Source organism: Aquamicrobium defluvii, assembly GCF_004363725.1.
Lineage (GTDB): Bacteria > Pseudomonadota > Alphaproteobacteria > Rhizobiales > Rhizobiaceae > Mesorhizobium > Mesorhizobium defluvii.
Genome location: NZ_SNZF01000025.1, coordinates 1 through 20,832, shown reverse-complemented (window position 1 = coordinate 20,832; position 20,832 = coordinate 1). Strand labels below are relative to the sequence as shown.

The 20,832-nt window shown below is 61.1% G+C and carries 18 protein-coding genes; 11 read left to right on the top strand and 7 right to left on the bottom strand.

What is annotated here, in order from left to right:
• Window positions 1–3: 3 nt before the first annotated feature.
• From DES43_RS16790 to DES43_RS16775, 4 genes are read left to right on the top strand one after another with little or no spacing between them, the layout of a single operon-like run.
• Window positions 4–723 carry a GntR family transcriptional regulator gene (locus tag DES43_RS16790; protein ID WP_035031128.1) on the top strand — a complete coding sequence of 240 codons (720 nt, stop codon included), beginning with the start codon at window positions 4–6 and terminating at the stop codon, window positions 721–723.
• Window positions 720–1,634: an Ldh family oxidoreductase gene (locus DES43_RS16785; RefSeq protein WP_035031125.1), complete on the top strand. Its 915-nt coding sequence runs from the start codon at window positions 720–722 to the stop codon at window positions 1,632–1,634. Before DES43_RS16790 ends, DES43_RS16785 begins: the two co-directional genes overlap by 4 nt.
• 23 nt (window positions 1,635–1,657) lie before the next feature.
• Window positions 1,658–2,977, top strand: a complete 1,320-nt coding sequence (locus DES43_RS16780; RefSeq protein ID WP_035031122.1) for an acyl-CoA thioesterase/BAAT N-terminal domain-containing protein — start codon at window positions 1,658–1,660, stop codon at window positions 2,975–2,977.
• Window positions 2,978–3,034: 57 nt separating this feature from the next.
• The gene (locus DES43_RS16775) at window positions 3,035–3,919 is read left to right on the top strand and encodes a DUF1684 domain-containing protein (protein WP_035031119.1); all 885 of its coding nucleotides are present in this window, start codon (window positions 3,035–3,037) and stop codon (window positions 3,917–3,919) included.
• A 330-nt stretch (window positions 3,920–4,249) separates the two neighbouring features.
• Here DES43_RS16775 and DES43_RS16770 read toward each other — a convergent pair whose 3' ends face one another.
• Window positions 4,250–4,774 carry a winged helix DNA-binding protein gene (locus tag DES43_RS16770; RefSeq protein ID WP_051520742.1) on the bottom strand — a complete coding sequence of 175 codons (525 nt, stop codon included), beginning with the start codon at window positions 4,772–4,774 and terminating at the stop codon, window positions 4,250–4,252.
• 164 nt (window positions 4,775–4,938) lie between these two features.
• Between DES43_RS16770 and DES43_RS16765 the strand changes: the two genes are divergently transcribed.
• Window positions 4,939–8,565 (top strand): hydantoinase B/oxoprolinase family protein, encoded by a 3,627-nt coding sequence (locus tag DES43_RS16765; RefSeq protein WP_035031116.1) that lies wholly within the window; start codon window positions 4,939–4,941, stop codon window positions 8,563–8,565.
• Between the two features lie 70 nt (window positions 8,566–8,635).
• On the opposite strand, the gene DES43_RS22975 is transcribed toward DES43_RS16765, so the two are convergent.
• Window positions 8,636–9,139, bottom strand: a complete 504-nt coding sequence (locus tag DES43_RS22975; protein ID WP_245264779.1) for a hypothetical protein — start codon at window positions 9,137–9,139, stop codon at window positions 8,636–8,638.
• On the opposite strand from DES43_RS22975, the gene DES43_RS16760 reads away from it, so the two are divergent.
• Window positions 9,084–9,881, top strand: a complete 798-nt coding sequence (locus DES43_RS16760) for a carboxymuconolactone decarboxylase family protein (protein WP_245264778.1) — start codon at window positions 9,084–9,086, stop codon at window positions 9,879–9,881. The genes DES43_RS22975 and DES43_RS16760 overlap by 56 nt on opposite strands.
• A gap of 57 nt (window positions 9,882–9,938) precedes the next feature.
• Here DES43_RS16760 and DES43_RS16755 read toward each other — a convergent pair whose 3' ends face one another.
• The 5 genes from DES43_RS16755 to DES43_RS16735 all read right to left on the bottom strand — a co-directional run bounded on the left by DES43_RS16755 (window position 9,939) and on the right by DES43_RS16735 (window position 15,087).
• Complete coding sequence (locus tag DES43_RS16755; RefSeq protein WP_036993940.1) at window positions 9,939–10,193, bottom strand: RidA family protein; 255 nt, start codon at window positions 10,191–10,193, stop codon at window positions 9,939–9,941.
• Between the two features lie 123 nt (window positions 10,194–10,316).
• Window positions 10,317–11,351 carry a trans-3-hydroxy-L-proline dehydratase gene (locus tag DES43_RS16750; RefSeq protein WP_035031286.1) on the bottom strand — a complete coding sequence of 345 codons (1,035 nt, stop codon included), beginning with the start codon at window positions 11,349–11,351 and terminating at the stop codon, window positions 10,317–10,319.
• 189 nt (window positions 11,352–11,540) lie between these two features.
• Window positions 11,541–12,560: a sugar phosphate isomerase/epimerase family protein gene (locus DES43_RS16745; RefSeq protein WP_051520741.1), complete on the bottom strand. Its 1,020-nt coding sequence runs from the start codon at window positions 12,558–12,560 to the stop codon at window positions 11,541–11,543.
• A gap of 202 nt (window positions 12,561–12,762) precedes the next feature.
• Window positions 12,763–14,202 carry an amidase family protein gene (locus tag DES43_RS16740; protein ID WP_051520740.1) on the bottom strand — a complete coding sequence of 480 codons (1,440 nt, stop codon included), beginning with the start codon at window positions 14,200–14,202 and terminating at the stop codon, window positions 12,763–12,765.
• A 72-nt stretch (window positions 14,203–14,274) separates the two neighbouring features.
• On the bottom strand, window positions 14,275–15,087 hold the full coding sequence (locus DES43_RS16735; protein ID WP_036993942.1) for a DeoR/GlpR family DNA-binding transcription regulator: 813 nt from the start codon (window positions 15,085–15,087) through the stop codon (window positions 14,275–14,277).
• 275 nt (window positions 15,088–15,362) lie between these two features.
• Here DES43_RS16735 and DES43_RS16730 point away from each other — a divergent pair, with 275 nt between their 5' ends.
• The 5 genes from DES43_RS16730 to DES43_RS16710 all read left to right on the top strand — a co-directional run bounded on the left by DES43_RS16730 (window position 15,363) and on the right by DES43_RS16710 (window position 20,788).
• Complete coding sequence (locus tag DES43_RS16730; protein ID WP_035031278.1) at window positions 15,363–16,271, top strand: ABC transporter permease; 909 nt, start codon at window positions 15,363–15,365, stop codon at window positions 16,269–16,271.
• Window positions 16,268–17,176: an ABC transporter permease gene (locus DES43_RS16725; protein WP_084496590.1), complete on the top strand. Its 909-nt coding sequence runs from the start codon at window positions 16,268–16,270 to the stop codon at window positions 17,174–17,176. The genes DES43_RS16730 and DES43_RS16725 overlap by 4 nt, the downstream gene beginning before the upstream one ends.
• A 13-nt stretch (window positions 17,177–17,189) precedes the next feature.
• Window positions 17,190–18,695 carry an ABC transporter substrate-binding protein gene (locus tag DES43_RS16720; RefSeq protein WP_133675828.1) on the top strand — a complete coding sequence of 502 codons (1,506 nt, stop codon included), beginning with the start codon at window positions 17,190–17,192 and terminating at the stop codon, window positions 18,693–18,695.
• Between the two features lie 107 nt (window positions 18,696–18,802).
• Entirely contained in the window at window positions 18,803–19,813 is a 1,011-nt protein-coding gene (locus DES43_RS16715; RefSeq protein WP_035031270.1) for an ABC transporter ATP-binding protein, read from the top strand.
• Between the two features lie 3 nt (window positions 19,814–19,816).
• Window positions 19,817–20,788, top strand: a complete 972-nt coding sequence (locus DES43_RS16710; RefSeq protein WP_245514596.1) for an ABC transporter ATP-binding protein — start codon at window positions 19,817–19,819, stop codon at window positions 20,786–20,788.
• The last annotated feature ends 44 nt before the right edge of the window (window positions 20,789–20,832 follow it).

Sequence of the window (20,832 nt, the reverse complement as noted above, 5' to 3'; positions counted from 1 at the left end):
CTCATGATTGTCGCTCCCGGCCCGGCCGCTACGGCGCATGTTCCTGCCTCGGAGCGAATCTACCTCGCGCTCCGGCAGGAGATCATGCGCTGCGAGATCGCTCCGGGGGCCACGCTCGATGCGACCTCCATCGCCCGCCGCTACGAGGTCTCGAAGACACCGGTGCGCGATGCCATGCAGAAACTCGCCGCCGACGGGCTGGTGACGATCCTGCCGCGCAGCGGCTATCACGTCGCTCCCATCACATTCCAGGCCGTGCACGATATTCTCGACATGCGCGCGGCGATCGGGCCGCACGCGGCCCGGCAGGCGGCACGCTACGCGACGCCGGCCGAAGTGACCCTGCTGCGCCGCATTGTCCGGGAATACGACGCGCCGCTCGACATCGGAACCATGCAGCAGGTTGCGCGCCGTTTTCACATCGCCATCGCCCGTTGCAGCCGCAACAGGCGCATCGTCGCCCTTTCGGAAAATCTTTTCGACGAGCTCGAGCGTCTCCTGCGTTTTGCGATCGATTTCACGGTCAAGACGGGCGAGCATTCCGACGAGCACACAGCGCTCGTCGATGCGATCGAGGCAGGCGATGGCGAGCGGGCCGCCGCCATCGAGACTGCCCACATCAGGAGCAGCCGGGAATTCCTGATCGAGCGCCTGATGACGCTGGGTTATCTGTCTGAGAACGAAATTCAGATCGGCAGCGCCAGCCGGAGCGCGGGCGAATGATCGCGCTCCATGATGCGGTCGGGCGATTGTCGGCAGCCCTGGGCGGCAGCCCGGCAGCGAAGCTCGCCGCCTCGGCACTGGTCGAAGCCGATGCGCTCGGCCTGCCGCGCTTCGGCATCGCCATGCTCGATGAATGGGCCGCGGATGCAGCGCCCGTTCCCGAAACCGCGGGAGCGCAGGCCGTAAGCTGGCTGGATTGCTCCTCCTGCTTCGCTCCGCTCGCCGTTGCCGGCACCACGCTCGATCTGGCCGGGACGGCCCGACAATCCGGCATTGCCGCCGTCTTCCTGCGCGGCGTCAGGGGCTTCGGGCGGCTCGTCCCCTTCGTCCGCCATCTCGCCGACACCGGCCTCGTCGGGATCGCCGGCGCCGAAGGCCCGCCTTTCGTCGCGCCTCACGGCGGAACGCGCCCGGTGATCGGCACCAACCCGTTCGCCCTCGCCATGGGCCGGGGCAGCGAGCGCGTGGTCATCGACATCGCCAGCAGCAGCGCCACCATGGCCGACATCAAGACCGCGCGCATGACCGATGCACCCTTGCCGGACGGCATCGCGCTGGACGGCGCCGGCCGGCCGACCCGTGTCGCCGCCGATGTTGCAGCCCTCTTGCCGCGTGGCGGCCAGATCGGCTCGCTGCTCGGCCTGACGGTCGAGCTCCTGGCCGGTGTCGCCGGCGCAGGGCGTGGCGATGCGAAGGGGCGCGGCGTCTTCATCCTTGCCTTCGATCCTGCCGCCGCCGGAGAGGGCATCGACTGGCAAGGCAAGCTTGCCGCCCTGAAGAGCGACTGGACCGATGGCGGCGGTTACTGGCCGCGCGGCGGCGCGCTGGCTGCCGGGACCATGCTGGATGGCGACTTCGCACAACGCCTCGATACTCATCTGGCCCGCATGGCAGGCCAGGCGGGGTGCTGATTGCCCGTACCGAAGGTAGATCAATGACACGAGCTGTTTCCGCGCCTGCTTTTTCCATCGATCCTGTCGACGGCCTGATCGACGAGCCGCGCCGGATCGTCGTCACCGGTCTCGTCCCCGACGAACTCGTCGCCATTTCCGCCCATACGCAGCGGGCTGGAGGCGCGGTCTGGATGAGCCAGGCAACCTTCATGGCCGATGCGCAGGGCGTGGTCGACCTGTCGCGGGACGCGCCGGTTGGCGGCGACTATGCGGAAGTTTCGGCAATGGGCCTGATCTGGAGCCAGCACCCGCTCGACGGTGCCAGCCCGGAACTCTTCCCTGACGATGTCATGGAGCCTTTGCAGACGACGCTGACGGCCGAGGCGGCCCACGGCGCCTCCGCCAGGGCCCGCTTCTACCAGCGCTTCGCTGCGCCGGGCGTGGAGCGGCGGGAGGTTCGTGCAGACGGCCCTGTGGGTACGCTGTTCACTCCGGACGGGCCGGGACCTCATCCGGTTGTGGTGGTGCTCAACGGCTCCGGCGGCGGCATTAACGAGCCGCGCGCCGCCCTCTATGCCTCGCATGGCTACCAGGCCCTTGCGCTCGGCTATTTCAAGGCGCCCGGCCTGTCTCCCTTCATCACCGAAACCCCGCTCGAATATCTGGAGACGGGCCTGAGCTGGGTACACCGGGAACTGCGGCCAAAGGACGGCTTCGTCGCCGTCGGCGGCCAGTCGCGCGGCGGCGAGCTCGCGCTGCTGCTTGGCGCCACGTTCCCGGATCTCGTCTCCGCCGTGATCGCATTCGTGCCCGGCGCAATGGTCCATGGCGCCCAGGGTGCCGGCGATCCGGCAAGGGACGGCTGGCAGGGCGCGACCTGGACCAGGGGCGGCGTGCCCCTGCCGCATCTGTGGCAGGACAACAAGGCGGTGCACTGGCACCCATGGGCGGGAGACGCCCCGCCCAGCCGCCACCACTCGGTTTTCTTCGAGGGGCTGAAGGATACGGAACTGGCGGCGCGCGCACGCATTCCCGTCGAGAACATCGCCGGGCCGGTTCTGCTGATCTCGGGCCGCGACGACCGCGCCTGGCCCTCCAGCCTTTATTCGCGCATGGTGGTCTCGACCCTGCGCCGGCACGGCCACCCCCACCTCGTCCGCCATCTGGATTTCGACAACGCCGGCCACGCCATCAACCTGCCTTTCGTGCCCACCACGCAGTTGAGCCGTGAACATCCTGTCTCGAAAGTCCCCTATACGAGTGGCGGCACCCCCTCCGACAATGCCGCAGCCGACTATGGCTCCTGGCGCGGCGTTCTCGCCTTCCTCGCCGAGATTGCCGGCTCCGCCTCGCGGGGCTGACCCCCGGCATTTTCATGCGCAAAGCAGACACCTGAATCCTTGGAAAGGGAGACCAACATGCCCACAAGAGAACATCTGGAAGGCCAGTGGCGCGAATGGCGCTATGCTCATGTCGCCACGATGTTCCGCCCCTATGGCTGGACTTCGCTGGTTGCCCAGTACTGGCTGGAGGCGGACGACAAGGATGTGAGCTTCGACCTGCTTCCCGGCAGCTGGTCGGTTGAAGACGGGCGGATCATGTTCACCCCGCCGGCATCCGGGCCCACCCTGTCGGTGAATGGCGAATATCCCGCGGGGCCGGTCGAGATCATCCCCGGCCGCAACCAGACCTATGGCCACGGCCACAGCGTACCGGTCTATTTCGGCGTGAACGAAGTTGAGGCGATCCTGCGCACCAAGCATGACGGCCAGCCCCTCTACGGGGTGCGCGTGCGCGATCCGCGCCAGGCGGCACGTCTTGAGGATGCGGGCGTGACGGCTTTCGACTATGACCCCGCCTGGCGCATCCCCGGCGTCTACACCCCGGCTGCGCCGACCGAATACGAAGCTGAAACCGTGGAAGCCGGGGTGCGTGAATCGACGCCGCGCATAGGCACCTTCACCTTCGAGCACAAAGGCCGGAGCTACAGCCTCGTGCTGATCGGCAAGGACACACCAAACGGGGTGCAGCCCGTGGCCCACATTCGCGACAGGACCAGCGGCCCTGTGACCTATGGTGCGGGCCGGGTGATCGAGTTGCAGTTCGCCGACGACACAAGGACCCGCATCGACTGGATCGACTTCAACTACGCGGTTGCGCTGCCCTGCGCCTTCACAAATTTCGTCACCTGTCCGCTGGCACCCGCCGAGAACCAGCTCGACTTCGAGGTGCTTGCCGGCGAGAAGCGTCCCGTACAGGATGTGGTCAGGACCATGACCTACCAGCCCTCACCCGAGGCATAAGCGGGCGCCCGGCCCTGCGCCGAACGCCCCGGCTCGGTCATGTCCTTCATCGCGGCACGGTCACTGCGATGAAGGACATGCCTGCCACAAAATCGCGGCTGAATGCCGGCGCTCAACGTGAAGCGGCGGCCATCCTTCAGCTCGGAAACCAGACTTCCTTCCAGCAAGTAGAGAATATGCCCGCGGTCGCAACAGTGATCCGCCAGATAGCCGGGGGGCGCAATCTGCGACCAGTCGGTTACGGAAAGGCCGGCTCGGGGATCTTCATCGTCCAGCTTTCGATCCTGTCGGGAGGGAAAGCATCCGCCGTCTTCTCATGCTCTCGGCTGCTCAGGCAAGGGCTGCCGCAGCACGGGCCGCCTGATCGTAGTAGCCCGACAAGGCTCGCAACACGGCGGCGATTTCGGACAGGCTCTTTTCCGCATAGCCGGCAGAAGCTGTGCCGGAGACCAGAAGCTGCTCGCGCAGCTCGGCATATCGGGCGCAGGCTTCGACACCCTTCTTCGTGGCGCTGACGAGCTTTTCCTTGCCCTGCCGCCCCACCTGCACCAGCCCGGCCTTCTCCAGCTTGCGCACGGCATAGGTCACGACGTGCATGTCCTCCATGCCCAGCACCAGGCAGATATCGGCGAAGCGCTTGGGCCGGCCGCGATGCCTGACAGTGTGCAGTATCATCACCTCCGTCGGCTGCATGCCGGGAACGCCTGCCGCCGCCATTCCCCGGCTCATCCAGCGCGAAAAGGCATGGCCGGCGACGATCATTCCATATTCGATTTCCGAAAGGGCAGGCGAGCCGCCGGCCGCAAGATGCTCTGACGAAACCACTGGCCGCGCGCGCGAACCTTCAGATCCCATTCCCACCTTCTCCCTGCTCAAGCCGAATCCCCCTTTGCCGCCATCATCGCCGCATTTCCCGAAAGGGTGTTCCAAATCATCACGATAATATGTTATCGACAAAATATCGATAATTTATCGATGAAGAGCAAGAGAAACGTTTCCGGCTTCAGGAGCGAGACACCGTGGGCACCTGGGATTTCTGGATCGATCGTGGCGGCACCTTCACCGACGTCGTGGCCCGGGCGCCCGATGGCACGCTGCACGCCCGCAAGCTCCTGTCGGAGAACCCTTCCGCCTACCCGGACGCTGCCGTTCAGGGCATTCGCGACCATCTTGGCCTGGACGGAAACCAGCCTATACCGGCAGGCATCGTCGGCGACGTGCGCATGGGCACGACGGTCGCCACCAACGCACTTCTGGAGCGCAAGGGTGAGCGTACGCTTCTGATCACGACGCGCGGCTTTCGCGATGCGCTGCGCATCGGCTATCAGGCGCGTTCAGACATCTTCGCCAGGGAAATCGTCAAGCCGGAAGAACTCTTCAGCAAGGTCGTGGAGGTCTCCGGGCGCGTTCTTGCCGATGGCACGGTCGAGGAACGGCTCGACACGGACGCGCTGAGCGCCGAACTGGCAAAGGCCCGCGAAGAAGGATTCGAGGCCGTCGCGATCGCCTTCATGCATGCCTACCGCTATCCCGCCCACGAGCAACAGGCTGCGGATCTGGCGCGCGCATCCGGCTTCGCGCAGGTGTCGGCCTCCCACGAGGTCAGCCCGCTCATAAAGCTGGTCGCGCGCGGCGACACCGCCGTTGTGGACGCCTACCTGTCACCGATCCTCAAGCGCTACGTGGCGCAGGTCGAACGCGAACTGGAACCTGCCCGCACCGGCGCGCGGCTGATGTTCATGACCTCGGCCGGGGGTCTCACGGCCGCCAGCCTGTTCAGGGGCAAGGATGCCATATTGTCCGGCCCGGCCGGCGGCGTGGTCGGCATGGCCGAGACCGCCGTGGAGGCCGGTTTCGATCATGTCATCGGCTTCGACATGGGCGGCACCTCCACCGATGTCGCCCATTTCGCCGGTGCCTTCGAGCGCGAATTCGAAACGGAAGTGGCCGGGGTGCGCATGCGTGCGCCGATGATGCTGATCCATACCGTCGCTGCCGGCGGCGGCTCGATCCTGCGTTTTGACGGCGCGCGCTTCCGCGTCGGCCCCGATTCGGCCGGCGCCAATCCCGGCCCCCGCTGCTACCGTCAGCAGGGGCCGCTTGCGGTGACCGACGCCAATGTCATGGTCGGCAAGCTGCTGCCGCAATTCTTCCCGCACATCTTCGGCCCCGGACACAACGAGCCCATCGACGTGGAGGCCGTGCGCGCCGCTTTTGCCGGGATCGCGCAGGAGATCGGCGACGGACGCACACCCGAGCAGGTCGCCGACGGCTTTCTGCAGGTGGCGGTCGCCAGCATGGCCAGCGCCATCAAGAAAATCTCCGTCCAGCGCGGTTATGACGTGACGCGCTACGTGCTCAACTGCTTCGGCGGCGCCGGCGGCCAGCATGCCTGTCTGGTGGCCGATGCGCTGGGCATGACGCGGATCCTGATCCACCCCTTCTCCGGCCTGCTGTCCGCCTACGGCATGGGTCTGGCCGACATCCGCGCGGGCCGGCAGAGCGCGCTGGACGTCGCTCTGGAAAGTTCAGAAAGGAGCATCGTAGAAACCGGGATGCAGCTTGGCGCGGAATGCCGCACGGAGGTGCTGGCGCAAGGCGTTCGCGAAGGCGCCATCGAAATCCACGTCCATGCCCACATACGCTATCAGGGCACGGATACCGCGCTTGACATCCCTGCTTTCGTAACCCGCCCGGGCGGGAATCCGGAATTCGACTTCGCCGCTCTGAAGCCGGCTTTTGAACAGGCGCATCGCCGCCGCTTCGGCTTCATCGACCAGAGCAGGAGCATCGTCGTCGAGGCGGTCGCCGTCGAGGCGATCGGCAAGGCCGCCCGGCATGTGGCGGGGAATGCCGGGACCGGCGTCGCCGGCGAACCGCAGCCCGGAGAGCGCACGCGCATCTTCTCCAATGGCGATTGGCACGATGCCGGCATCTACCTTCGCGAGGCCCTGATGCCGGGCCATGCCCTGAACGGCCCCGCCATCATCATCGAACCCAACCAGACCATCGTGGTCGAAGAGGGCTGGCGGGCGCTTCTGACCGGGGAGGACAATCTCGTTCTGGAGCGTCATTCGGCCCTGCCCTCGCGCGTCGCCATCGGCACCAGCGTCGACCCGATCATGCTGGAGATTTTCAACAATCTGTTCATGTCCATTGCCGAGCAGATGGGCACGACCCTGCAGAACACGGCCTATTCCGTGAACATCAAGGAACGGCTGGACTTTTCCTGCGCCGTCTTCGACAGGGAAGGCCGGCTGGTTGCCAACGCGCCGCACATGCCGGTGCATCTGGGTTCGATGGACCGCTCGGTCGAGACCGTTATCCGCAACAACGAGACGATCCGGCCGGGCGATGTCTTCGCACTGAACGCACCCTATAATGGTGGCACGCATCTTCCCGACATCACCGTGTGCAGCCCCGTCTTCGATGAGGCCGGCGATGAAATCCTGTTCTGGGTGGCCAGCCGCGGGCATCATGCCGATGTGGGCGGCCTGGCACCCGGCTCGATGTCGCCGCGCGCCACCCGTATCGAGGAGGAAGGGGTCTATATCGACAATTTCAGGCTGGTCGACCGGGGCCGCTTCTGCGAAGCGGAACTCATCGAGCTGCTGAGCGGCAGCCCGTATCCGGTGCGCAACGTGGTCCAGAACGTCAACGACCTGAAGGCCCAGATCGCCGCCAACGAGATGGGCATTTCCGCGCTGCGCGGCATGGTCGACCAGTTCGGCCTCGATGTGGTCACCGCCTATATGGGCCACGTGCAGGACAATGCGGCCGAAAGCGTAAGGCGTGTGCTCGATCGTCTCGACGACTGCGCCTTCGACTATGAGATGGACCAGGGCTGCCGCATCCGCGTCAGGATCTCCGTCGACAAGCACAATCGAAGGGTCACCGTCGACTTCACCGGCACCTCGGACCAGCGTCCGGACAATTTCAACGCGCCGGAACCGGTCACGCGCGCGGCGGTGCTTTATGTGTTCAGGGTGATGGTGGAGGACAACATCCCCATGAATGCCGGCTGCCTGGAGCCGATCGACATCGTGATACCCGAGGGTTCCATGCTCAGGCCGTGCTACCCCGCCGCTGTGGTGGCGGGCAATGTGGAGGTCAGCCAGGCGGTCACGAACTGCCTGTTCGGGGCACTGGGCGCGCTGGGCTCGTCACAGGGCACCATGAACAACCTGACCTTCGGCAACGACACCTATCAGTATTACGAGACCATCTGCTCCGGCTCCCCCGCCGGTCCCGGCTTCGACGGCACGGCGGCGGTGCATGTGCATATGACCAACTCCCGCCTGACAGACCCCGAAATACTGGAAACGCGCTTTCCCGTGGTGCTCGAGGATTTTCATATCCGGCAGGGCTCCGGCGGCAGGGGCAGGTGGAATGCAGGTGACGGCACCAGCCGCACCATCCGCTTCCGCGAGACCATGGAATGCGCCATCCTGTCCTCCCACCGGCGCGTGCCGCCTTTCGGCGTGGACGGAGGCGAGCCCGGTGAGGCAGGACAGACGCTGGTGCGACGCAAGGACGGCACCATCCATGTCCTCGGCGGCTGCGATCAGGTGCTGCTGGAAGCGGGCGAGGCCGTCACTGTCGTTACCCCGACCGGTGGCGGATTCGGACCGCGCAACGGGCGCTGAACGGAGAAGGCCGGCTCCGCCGCACCGCAGGATCGGGCGCGGCGGTGCCGATGGTCAGGAAAAGGATGTTTCAGATGACGGACTGCCGCAGCCCGGCCCGGTCGAGACCAGGCTCAACGAAGTGACAGCCTATCGCCCCACCGATCGGGAACGACGGCTGGTCATGGATCTGCTGGAAATGGCGCAAAGGCCCTTCGATGCCGCCGGCGCCACCGGCGACGATCCCGCCATTCATTTCCTTCCGTTCGCCCGGAGCGGCAAGACGATACCATCCAACCCGGCAGGCTGAAACTTTGACACGATTTCTGAACTCTCGGCGCGTCTCGACGCGGGTGAAATATCCGCGGAAGAGCTTCTGGATGCGAGCCTCGACAGCATCGCGCGGCAGGACGCGGCTACCCCAGCTAACATTTGTTTTACGCAATTCCGAACGCAAAACCGCTTCGCACCTTTGCTGGAATCGCTCTGGCTCAGCCTGCCAATGGTCCCAAAATCCCTCACGACGGACAAGCCAGAGGATCCTCACCGAGTATTGCTGGGGAGAAATCTGGGCGAGAAGCGCTCTGTCGGACAAGCAGCGCAGCCTGGATAATCTCTGTCTTTTAGGCGCATTGAACCGCCAGCACGAATTCCGCCTTCACCTCGAGGGAGCCCTTGCCAACGGGTGCAGCGTTGAGGAAATCCGGGGCACCCTGCTCCAGCGTGCGGTCTACTGCGGCGCTCCCGCCGGGTTCGAAGCATTTCGCATAGCTGCGGAAGTGTTCAGGGAAGAAAACATCGACACGAAACAGCTGATGCGCGCACTGCGGACTGACACCTCCATCCACGCCCGATCCGCCGCGAACCTTGGAGAGTCCAACGGACGAAGAAGCTCAATCTGGCGTGGCGCCACAATTCACGGGGGGTCGGAAATTGCGCATCCGGACCCCGATGGCGGCATTGTCCCTGCCGGCGGCGCGGCGGACGCGCTCACGCAGTATTCGTGGAATTTTCCCTGTTCTTCCGGATCGTCGGGATCCTCACAATGTTCGGCACGCTCGCATGAGCTGACACGCGGCAGGGCAAATCCGCCGCCTCATCCGCCCTCGTGGATGGCTGCAGCACCGCTTGCGCACAAACCGCCGGATGGCCGCCTCGTCATAGCCGAGCACGTCCCTGAGCACCGCCCCAGTGCCCTGGCCAACCAGGGGGGTGGAATGGGTGTCGCCGTTTTCCGCGCGGCCAGCCCTTGCGTCACCGCAGGCTTGAGACAACTGTCAGGCGATCTCCAGCCCAATTGCGGTGACCTTCTTCATGAAGGGCTCTTCCTCATATGACTTTCGACAGCCATATCTTGCACATTGCAATGCCGCAACGGGACGCCGTCCACGGCATCAGATCAAGCTGGCTGGATCGACAACAGCGATGGCATCCAGTTCCACCATGCATTGCGGATCCATCATGGCTGCCTGCACATGAGTGCGAACCGGCCAGTTCGCCTTGAAGACCATGGAGTAAATCTCGTTAAATTCGTTGCCGTGACGATGATCGGCATCGCCGACAGGAACAGAAAATTTCCGCTCGCTTTCACGATATCCGAAAAATAAGGATATTTGGGCGGGCGGTTGGGCAGGACGATTGTCTGGCATGATTTATTCCACATCTCGGGTGATTATGCTTGCAAAAGCAAAGCATAATAGATTATAATCAAAAACAATAATATTATCTCTTGTATTTTAAATAATACTTGGCATTTATATTGAAATGAGGTTCTATCTGTTCTTCGGCATGGGCCAGGTGTCCGAAAGACGGTAACCTGCGGGAAAGGGATCGGCGGGGTCCAGCATATGCTGGTGGATTCCTGTCACCCATGCGCTCCCGCTGATAATCGGGCTGATCGCGCGCCGTCCTGCGAGATCGATTTCCGAATCGACGAGGCACTCGAACCGGGTGCCCACAATTGAAAGGCCGATGAACTGATCGCCGGCCCCGAGTTGCCCTCTGGCGTGCAACACCGCCATACGGGCGGAGCATCCCGTCCCGCACGGCGAGCGATCGATCTTGCCGGGCTGGATAGCGACTGCGCTAAGCCCGCTCAATATGCCGTTCTGCTTTTGCACCGGCTCAGTGATCTGGCAGAATGAAATGTGGTTCCAGCCATTGACCGGGTGAGAAAAGCCGAGTTGCTCATTGGCGGCATTGGTGATGCGCACGCCAATCTCGGCTATATCACGAGCCTGATCCGCCTTGATCTCGAGCCCGAGGGTGCCGGCATCGGCGATCACAAAACTGTCCCCGCCCCACGCCGTGTCGACTTCGATCGTGCCGATTCCCGGCACTTCGATGCGCACTGAAAGTTTGTCGGCGAAGGACGGATGATTGCGAACCCGGATACGCTCCGCCTTGCCATTCCGGCATTCGGCCTCGACCTCTATCAGTCCGCCCGGCGGTTCAAGCAGGAGACGGGTGACCGGTTCCTGCATCGGAACGATGCCGCTGTCGAGCAGCACGGTGGCCACGCAGATGGAGTTGGATCCCGACATCGGAGGCGTGTCCGCCGGTTCCATGATGATCCAGCCCATATGGGCGCGCGGATCCTTCGGCGGAACAAGAAGATTGGCGTGCCGGAAGACGCCGCCCCGCGGTTCATTGAGAAGGAAATTCCTCAGCTCATTGTCCGTGGCGATGTACTGGGCCTGCTCCCAGATCGTATCGCCGGGAGGAGGCTGCACGCCCCCGACTATAACGTCGCCCACCTCTCCCTCGGCGTGGCAACTGACGACGTGTACTACCCTGTTCGTGCGCATTTCATCCTCACCAACAGGCGGCTCCCGCAGCCGCCAAAAATGCCGCATGTTACGGCGATGGGGTCCGTTGCCACAGCGAGCGATAGACCAGCCGGGCGGTCCAAAATCCGGGAGCATCTCAGTGCGGATCAAACACCTAACTTATAAACGCGGACAAAACGGGGAGCACGTCAAGACATCTGCCTTCGACTATCCAGCTTCCCGCGCAATATCGTAAAGCATGGCTTTGATGGTTGTGACCTGCGCACTGGCGGCAGCAGCTTCCTGCTCCAGCCGCGCCCCTATATCCGATGTATCTATTTCAGTGAAGCTGGGAGAACGAGCTGCTATGAAAGGATCGGGACCATCCGACGGCAGGCGTAACGCAGGAGCGAAATAGCCCTCCTCCTCCTCCAGGCCGAATGCCAAGACTTGCGGCTTGTCCTCACCGAGAAGCAGCAGTTCGATCAGCATCGAATGCATCGGCAAATGCCCTGTTCCCGATACGCACGCAAGATGAGCCCACCCGCCGCGATCGGGCTGGATGAGACAGTCCTTGACATGGACTTCCGTCACATGCGCTGCCTGAAGCGCAAGAGCTTCCAGCGGCGTTTCATAAGCATTGACCATATTGCCGAAGTCGAAGAGCAGGCCCAAATCGGGGTTCCCCACTTCATTGACTATCCTGACAAGCTCATCCGACTTCAGGTCTTCATGCTGTTCCAGCGTGAACCTCAACCTGCCTTCCGGATCGAACTGCCGAAGCTGGCGTAGATCATTGATCGTGCGCTCCACGATTTCGGAGACGTGTCCTTCGTAGCGCGGGTAGCAACGCAGCGAGGTTGCGCCTACGGCATGGGCTCTCGCTACCGCGTCCGACAGGCCTCCGGCCTCCGTGGTGCTGGTTTCGACATGTATCTCGAGCCCAAGCCCGGCTAGCTGCTGGCCAAAGATTTGCAATTCCTGGGGGGACATCGCGCTCAGGCTTGCACCTTCACCATCATTGACGTGAATTTTAATACCGTCGAGCCCTCGCTTATCGGCAAATTCGGCCAACTCAAACGGCACCATCCCACCGAAGCGAAAGTTGAGATGAAAGGCATAGGCGTGGGCGAACAACGGCGCTCTCATCGCCCGCGCCGCGAGAAGCGCTCTGGCCTTCGGAGGCAGCGCATGTATCTTTTCACGCCAATTGCGAACGTTATCAGTCAACCATGGTGCTTCGTTCATGATGCGCCTTCTCCGACAACAATAGACTCTCCCCTGACATGTCTTGAATGACAGGAGAAAAATTATTCAAGAAATACGGCCAAGTGCGGCGAACACAGAATGGGTGCTTGCTCTATCGTCAAGTGCATTGACAGGCAGTCGATGAGGACGGTTTCTTCATGGAAAGATCAATCCTGCCTTGCAGACGATCAACCTGCATCGGCTAAACCAATACGCCGTTCCCACCATGAACAGGTTGTCGCGCCAAGGGTTTCGGCTGCAAGGGCCACAACATCTGTGTGGCTCTTGTTTGTCTCAGCCGCTCCTCAAGCAGCGTGGCGGTACGCACCAGCCGAATGTCGTCGAAACGGTGCCCGATTAATTGAATGCCGATCGGCAGCCCGCTCGCACTAAATCCGCCACAAATCGTCGCTGCCGGATGACCGGATTGGTTGAACGGTGCGGTAAATGTGGCATGACGCAAGGGCATGTCCGGATCTGGCCCCAGATCACCCGCAGGGAAGTTTACGAGGTGCATAACGGGGGTGAGTAGCATGTCGGCTTTGTCAAGCAATGCATTCGCCCCAGAAATCGTGCGGGCGATTCCCTTGTCCATTTCCGCGATCTGTGCCTCCCCCCATTCCGATGCAGGCATTAGCCAGTCGACAAGTTGGGATGGTACGGCAGCACGGAAATTTTGTGCGGTAGCCGAATACTCTCTCCAGCCACGAAGCTTGAGCGAATCGTCTATCGGCAGATAGGCGTCAAAATCGAAGCCGCGATCTTCAAATCGCACCTCAAAAGCCAACTCCGCAAGAGCTTGAGCGGCTTGCTCGACGACGACGGCAACTTCATCTTCCAATTGCGGGCCAAAACCGAAATCGAGACACACGGTGACCCGTCTCGGCAAATCAGAGCCCGCGTGTACGGCGGGAAATGGGGCGGAGTAACAGTCGTCACGATGCACGCCGCCCAGTACTCGCAGCATCGGTTCCAAATCCGCGGCATAGCGCGCCATGGGCCCCGCTGACCGTACTGTGGACGGGGGAGTATGAGCGATCAACCCCTGGGTTGGTTTCAGGGCAGCCAGGCCGCAATGTGAGGCAGGCAACCGCACCGATCCGGCAATGTCCGTTCCTACAGCGGCCATACCAATGCCGGCCGCCAGAGACGCTCCTGCACCGGCGCTTGATCCGCCAGTGCTCCAGCCCAGTCCCCATGGGTTGCGTACGATGCCGTGGCTGCTGCTCACTCCAGATGAACTGAGGCCGAAGTCCGACATGACTGTCTTTGCGAAAATAAGCGCACCCGCGCGCTTCAGAGCAATCGTGGGGGGTGCGTCCTTCATTCCCTCGACACCTGAACCATGCGCCGCAGAACCATGGTGCCAGTGCATGCCTGCCGCGTGTATGGAATCCTTGATCGTCACCGGTATTCCGTCGAGTAACCCCAAGGACGATCCTGTCCGATAACGTTGACGCGACGCCTCTGCCTCTGCGAGACATCTATCTGCCTGCAAGTCGTAGAGCGCGTTGATGCTGTTGTTTGCCGCTTCGGCTTGCGCAATCGTCGCCTCCATAACCATGACTGGACAGAGACGCCCGCTGGCATAGCACTCGGTGACTTCGGTTAACGTCAAACGGCTTAACTCTTCAATGAGCATCGAACCCCATTCCCTCACCTTCAAGGTTAACCGTCTGGCACCCTTTTGCGCCGGTCTGGTCCTGTGTGTGTTTCATATTTTCTTGCTGCCCGGCCAATGTAGCTCGACCCCGGCATCAGCGAATACCTTGCAAAATCTGGGTTGCGGTTCGCGATCGGTCACGACCATGCTCACCGCCGCATGTCCAAACGTGACATGGTTGGCGGAGGCACCGAATTTCGAATGATCGGCAACGATTACATAGGTTCGGGCATGCCGTGCAAGGATCCGGTGCAGTATGGCTTCGGATTCAAAAAATTCGAGGAAGCCGAGATCGGGATCAATCGCATTTGTGCTTGTGATAGCAAGATCGAAGCGATGGCGCCCAGCCGAGGCCGCGACGGCATCGCCGGTCAGCAACTCATAGTTCTTGTGTAGCTTACCGCCTGTCAATTCGACTTCATGTCGTCCGGATCGGTTAAGAATCGCCGCAATCTCGATCGCATTGGACATAAAGATTGCTGGCGGCCCCTCGGCGAGGTGTTTGGCCACTGACATTGTGGTAGAACCGCCGCCAATAAAAATACGCTTATCCTTGCCACCGAGACCGAGCCGCGACACACAGCCTGCGATTTCTTCCTTTTCATCCCTGAGCGCCTCCGTGCGTGCCTCATAAGGCTTCACGTCGGTGTCTCTCACCGCGACTACACCACCGTAAACCCGTCGCAGCCGACCTTCGCGTTCGAGATTCCGCAGATCCCGCCGGATCGTTTCCGGAGACACGTTCAGGCTGCTGGTAAGCTGGGATACCTTCAGCACCTCGGACCGCTCGAGAGCCTCGAGGATCAACCGCTGCCGACTGATTGCAAGCTGATACCCTGACTGACCGTTATCTTCGCCGTTCATTCGAGATTGCTACTCCAGGCATCGCTTGACCGTTCATGCCCTTTTTTATGGATTGTGTGTGATCAGTCAAGGCACCTACTCATATTAAGTAGATAATCGTGGAATTTTGGTCGTTTTGCCTGCGTTGATTTGCTCATTTCCTCCAAGTCAAACCGAAACAAACATTATCGGTTGACATCGGTCAAAAATGCCAGCTAGCATCATGCCATATTGTGAACGCAATCCGACGATCAAGCGCACCGATTTTGCGCTGGGAGGGGCCGCTGCTTATCCTCATGCGACTTTTACGGGCCGGGCTGACACTTTGGATAGTGATCTCGGCCGTGTTCATTCTCGCCCGCGTTGGCGGAGATCCGGTGCAATACCTGCTGCCTCCAGATATCGCAGGTCCCGAGCGCGAGGATCTACGCCGGATACTTGGTCTGGATCGTAGTATTTTTGTCCAGTATCTGATCTATCTTGAAAATATCGCGGGTGGTGACTTCGGCCGTAGCTTCTTTTCCAGCCGCCCCGTTTCCGATGTTTTCTTCGAACGTCTTCCGGCGACGATTTCTCTGATGGCCCCATCGTTGTTGATGGCGGTCGTGATCGGTGTTCCGGCTGGTGTGCTTGCTGCAGTTTACCACAACACCGTCATCGATCGGGTGTTAATGGCGCTCAGTTTTATAGGCCAGTCGATGCCCAGTTTCGTTCTGGGCATCGCATTGATCCTGCTCTTCAGCCTTATGCTAAAAATTCTGCCCAGTTCAGGAGACGGCAGTTGGCAACACTACATCATGCCGATCGCCACCCTGAGCACGATCCTTGCCGCGAGCATTGCCCGGCTAACGCGTGGAAGTCTGCTGGACGTGCTCAACCGCCCGTTCATCACCTTTGCTCGTGGAAAGGGGCTCCCGCGGTTTTCTGTCAACATCACGCATGGCCTCCGAAATGCCCTGCTTCCCGTCGTCACCCTGATAGGCATGCAGATCGGCGCACTGATCGGCGGCACGGCTGTCATCGAAACCGTCTTCGCCTGGCCCGGCGTTGGCCGGCTGATGGTGGATTCGGTGATACGCGGAGACTATGCACTTCTTCAGTTTGGAATTCTGATACTGGCCGGCACGGTAATCATTTGCAACCTGCTGGTTGACGCCAGCTACCTGCTTCTTGATCCGCGTCTGCGAAGCCGGGGTGCGGCATGAGCGACCTCCAGCTTCCCCCCTCGCGCTTTGATGGTGCGGTGCGACTCCATTCAACGGTGCATGGGTTTTGCGCCGGGATCGCCAGGGCACCGATCAGCGTGCTCGCAGCCTGTTGCGTTTTAGTTGCGTTGATTGCCTTCGCCACCTTTGCACCGCTCCTTGTGACCCATGACTGGACGCAGCAGAGCCTGCTGGCGCGCTTGTCGGCGCCGGATGGGTTCGGCTTGCAGGCCGTACACATTCTCGGCACCGACTATCTTGGACGCGATGTTTATTCAAGGCTTCTCTACGCCACGCGCACCACGCTCGTTATATCGGGCCTCGGGGTATGCATCGGCGTTCTCGTCGGTGCCACGATTGGTCTCATCAGCGGTATCGCCCGCGGCTGGATCGATAACATCATCATGCTGATAGTCGACGCGAATACCGCGATTCCACTCACGCTGCTGGCGATGGCGGCGGCGGCCTTTCTGGGCAGCAGCCCCCTCATGCTGGTACTGGTCGTCGGTCTTGCTGACTTCGGCAGCTATGTCAGGATTGTGCGCGCGGAGGTGATGTCGACCAACCGGCGCCCCTTCGTCGAAGCGGCCCGCTCGCTTGGCGCGTCCCCGGTGCGCGTGGCGGCGCTACACATCCTGCCCAATCTGGTATCGCCTATCATCGTGCTCGCGACAATCAACTTCAGCCATGTCGTCATTCTGGAATCGGCGCTTTCCTTCCTCGGTGTCGGGGTACAGCCCCCCAGCACCTCACTCGGCCAGATGGTGGGCGAGGGGCGCAACTACCTGATCAGCCATTGGTGGCTTGCGGCAATACCTGCTGCGGTCATCGTCATGATTACCATGACGATATCTACTCTCGGCGACTATTTGAGAGACTTACTCGACCCTGATCAAACAAAGTGAGGAGTTACGAAGCATGTTCAAATCACTGATGCTTATAGCCTTGTTGGCGTTGCCGACAATGGCAAGCGCCCAGGAGGCGCCATCCATACGTGTCGCTGTTCCGGCCACTTTAGCCACTCTCGATCCCGGAATGGCGCTGGGAAATGCGGGTTTCTCAGTGAGCCATAATGCATTTGATACTCTGGTCAAACGCAATTTCCTGTCGAATGACGAATACACTGGCAAGGAGTTCATTCCCGGATTGGCCTCGAACTGGGAGCGACAGGATGATCTGACGATGATCTTTACCTTGCGTGACGGCGTCAAATTTCAGAACGGCGAACCGCTAACCGCTGACGATGTCAAGTTTTCGATCGACCGGATCCTCGACCCTGACTCGCTTTATGTTAACGCCCGGAACCATCTTTCCAATATAGCGTCAATCGATGTGATCGATGACAAGACTGTCAAAGTTGTCACCAAGATCCCCGACGCCGCCATTCTCGATCTCATGGCCTATCCCGGCACCAGCATCGTGTCCAAGGCTTATTATGAAAAGGTCGGTTTCGAGTCATTCGGTCAGCAGCCCATAGGCACCGGACCTTACAAGATCGTCAGCTATACCCCGGATCAGGCGTTGAAATTCGTTGCATTCGCAGATTACTGGGATGGCGCACCTCCGGCGGCGTCCCTCACTTTCAATATCGTTCCCGAGGTGGCGGCGCGCATCACGGCGCTCGCAAACGGCGAGGTCGATATTGCAACGTCAATTCCGCCTGACCAGATTGCAGCCGTCGACCAATTGGACGGTGTCTCGGTCGAGAGCGTGCTGGTGAACAGCCATGTATTGTATTATAATACATTTGCTCCCTTCATGAACAAGAAGCTGCGTCAGGCAATGAACCTCGCGATCGATCGCGAGTTGCTGGGACAGGCGCTCTGGATGGGGATGGCGAAAATGCTGCCCAGCCATCAGTATGCGGAATGGGGCCCGCTTTATAACGCCGACCGTCCCGGCTTCCCCTATGATCCGGACAAGGCCAAAAAATTGATCGCAGAATCCGGATATAAAGGTGAGGAGATCGTCTTCCATTCGCATCCGGTCTACTACACAAACGGCCTTGCCGAAGCTGAAGCTATCGTCGAGATGTGGCGCAAGGTCGGCCTGAACGCCCGCGTACAGGTCAACGAGCGGTGGGATGCGGTCAAGACCGATGATCCGACCTTTGGCGCTCGAAACTCTTCGGACTGGACCATTCTTTCAGACCCTGCCGCAACCATCGGCTGGACCTGGGGGATCGCCGCAAAGTGGAAGGACAAGGCCGCGTTCGAAGCCCTCGCAGTGGACGCCCGATCGGCGCTTGATCCAGAAAAGCGACGCGACCTCTATCAGCAGATGCTTGACCTCTTCGAGGATGAAGCACCAGGGACCGTGCTGTTTCGCGTGCGTGAAGCCGTTGGCGTAAGTGACAAGATCGATTGGCATCCTTTCACCAACTACATCATGGATTTCCGCAAGGAGGCCCTGTCCTTTCGCTGACAGATTGACCGGGGGCGATCTACAGATCGCCCCCGGTCAGACAGGCGCGCACAGGTGCATGTTTCCCATTCTCGCAACAGTCAGATTGAACGGAGTCAGATCGGATGATGACCAGCGGGCATCTGCTCGACATACAGAATCTGCGCGTGCAGTTTACGACACGGCGAGGTGTGGTGACGGCTGTTCACGATATGTCGTTCACCCTTGATCCAGGTGAGACGCTGTGCCTGATCGGAGAATCCGGATCAGGAAAATCCGTGACTGGCCTGGCAATAACAGGACTTCTGCCCAAAGAGCGGGTCTGTTCGGGAAGTGTGCTGTTCAACGGACGGAATCTGCTCGATCTCGGCGACCGGCAGATGCGCCGCATTCGCGGTAAGGAAATCGCCATGGTGTTCCAGGACGCCATGAGTGCGCTCGATCCAGTCCACACGATTGGCAAGCAGATCGTGGAGACGCTCATGGCGCATGAAGATATCACCTATCGTGCGGCATGGGATGCGAGCGTTGAGATGCTTGGCTTGGTCGGGATACCTGATCCCAAGCAGCGTATGCTCAGCTACCCACACGAGCTTTCCGGCGGCATGAAGCAGCGTGCAGTGATCGCCATCGCACTGATCTGCCGGCCTCGGTTGTTGATCGCCGACGAACCTACAACGGCACTGGATGTAACCATCCAAGCGCAGATCATCGAACTGCTGCGCGCGCTGCAATCCAGGCTGGGGATGGCGCTGCTCTTCGTGACGCATGATCTTGGGGTTGTCGCTGAGATCGCCGACAAGGTTGTAGTGGTTTATGGTGGTCGTGTTGTCGAGGCTGCCAAAGCCGCAAGCATCTACGAAAGTCCGCGGATGCCCTACACCCGCGCGCTGATCGACCTTGCGCCGCATTTCGACCGCCCGCGGCCGCGGGGTGAAAGGCTACCGGCAATTCCCGGATCAGTGCCAGACCCGTCGGTCCAGCTGTCGGGATGCGCCTTCGCGCCGCGCTGTTCGGAAGCAGAGTCGAGATGTACTGAAATCGCCCCGTCGCTGGAAGAAGCTAGCGCCAGGCATCTCGTGCGCTGCCTGCGATGGCGCGATCTCGCGCCCTTTCCCCGTCGAGAACTCGGAGCTTAGTTGATGATTCCCCAGCCCGTCGCCGACACTCTGGTTAGCGCAAAGTCCGTTTCCAAGGCCTATCCCTTGCCAATCCAGGGCCACCCCTGGAAACGAGAAATGACGTGGGCGGTACGCGATTTCTCCCTGGAGATACGGCGCGGGGAAATCGTCGGTCTGGTGGGCGAGTCCGGTTCTGGGAAAACCACTGTCGGACGAACTCTGCTCCGCTTGGGAAATCTGACCCGGGGCAGTGTTTCCTTTCGCGGCTCAGATATCAGCGAGCTCACCAACGCGCAGTTGCGGCCTTATCGGCGTCACATGCAGATGATCTTTCAAAGCCCTGTCGTTAGCCTCAATCCGCGGATGACAGTCGGTCGGAATGTCGAAGAGGCGCTATTGATCCATGGCATCGGTAAAAGCAGGCACGACCGACAGGAACGTGTGCACGCTTTGCTGCAGAGGGTAGGACTGTCGACAAGCTACGCTGACCGGTATCCGCAGCAGCTCAGTGGCGGGCAGTGCCAACGTATCGGCATCGCGCGGGCTATTGCAGTCGAGCCCGATTTCATCGTCGCCGACGAACCAGTCTCCGCGCTCGACGTTTCGATCCAGGCGCAGGTGATCAATCTGCTCCTGGACGTGAAAGACGAGTTCGGCCTTACGATGCTGTTCGTCTCGCATGATCTGGGCGTGGTGCGGCACATCAGCGACAGGATCGTCGTTCTCTATCTCGGTCGGATCATGGAAATCGCTGACTCCGATCAGCTTTTCTCCTCGCCTGCGCACCCCTACACCAAGGCACTTATCGACGCTGCGCCGATGCCTTTCCCCGGCAGCAACCGCATGAAGGTTCTGAAAGGTGAGATACCCAGCCCGGTGTCGCCGCCGACAGGCTGCGTCTTCCGCACCCGCTGCCCGATAGCCAGTGCGGAATGCGCCTCGGGTGCCGTCGCGAGCTGTGTTGAAATTCGGGTGGCGCGATCTCCAGCATAGACATCGTATTGGGTCAGGCGGCGAGGTCAATCGTGTCCTTTGCG

Coding starts and splice junctions, on each gene's coding strand:
- DES43_RS16790 (WP_035031128.1), top strand. CDS start 4: ATGATTGTCGCTCCCGGCCCGGCCGCTACGGCGCATGTTCCTGCCTCG.
- DES43_RS16785 (WP_035031125.1), top strand. CDS start 720: ATGATCGCGCTCCATGATGCGGTCGGGCGATTGTCGGCAGCCCTGGGC.
- DES43_RS16780 (WP_035031122.1), top strand. CDS start 1,658: ATGACACGAGCTGTTTCCGCGCCTGCTTTTTCCATCGATCCTGTCGAC.
- DES43_RS16775 (WP_035031119.1), top strand. CDS start 3,035: ATGCCCACAAGAGAACATCTGGAAGGCCAGTGGCGCGAATGGCGCTAT.
- DES43_RS16770 (WP_051520742.1), bottom strand. CDS start 4,774: ATGGGATCTGAAGGTTCGCGCGCGCGGCCAGTGGTTTCGTCAGAGCAT.
- DES43_RS16755 (WP_036993940.1), bottom strand. CDS start 10,193: ATGCCAGACAATCGTCCTGCCCAACCGCCCGCCCAAATATCCTTATTT.
- DES43_RS16750 (WP_035031286.1), bottom strand. CDS start 11,351: ATGCGCACGAACAGGGTAGTACACGTCGTCAGTTGCCACGCCGAGGGA.
- DES43_RS16745 (WP_051520741.1), bottom strand. CDS start 12,560: ATGAACGAAGCACCATGGTTGACTGATAACGTTCGCAATTGGCGTGAA.
- DES43_RS16740 (WP_051520740.1), bottom strand. CDS start 14,202: ATGCTCATTGAAGAGTTAAGCCGTTTGACGTTAACCGAAGTCACCGAG.
- DES43_RS16735 (WP_036993942.1), bottom strand. CDS start 15,087: ATGAACGGCGAAGATAACGGTCAGTCAGGGTATCAGCTTGCAATCAGT.
- DES43_RS16730 (WP_035031278.1), top strand. CDS start 15,363: ATGCGACTTTTACGGGCCGGGCTGACACTTTGGATAGTGATCTCGGCC.
- DES43_RS16725 (WP_084496590.1), top strand. CDS start 16,268: ATGAGCGACCTCCAGCTTCCCCCCTCGCGCTTTGATGGTGCGGTGCGA.
- DES43_RS16720 (WP_133675828.1), top strand. CDS start 17,190: ATGTTCAAATCACTGATGCTTATAGCCTTGTTGGCGTTGCCGACAATG.
- DES43_RS16715 (WP_035031270.1), top strand. CDS start 18,803: ATGACCAGCGGGCATCTGCTCGACATACAGAATCTGCGCGTGCAGTTT.
- DES43_RS16710 (WP_245514596.1), top strand. CDS start 19,817: ATGATTCCCCAGCCCGTCGCCGACACTCTGGTTAGCGCAAAGTCCGTT.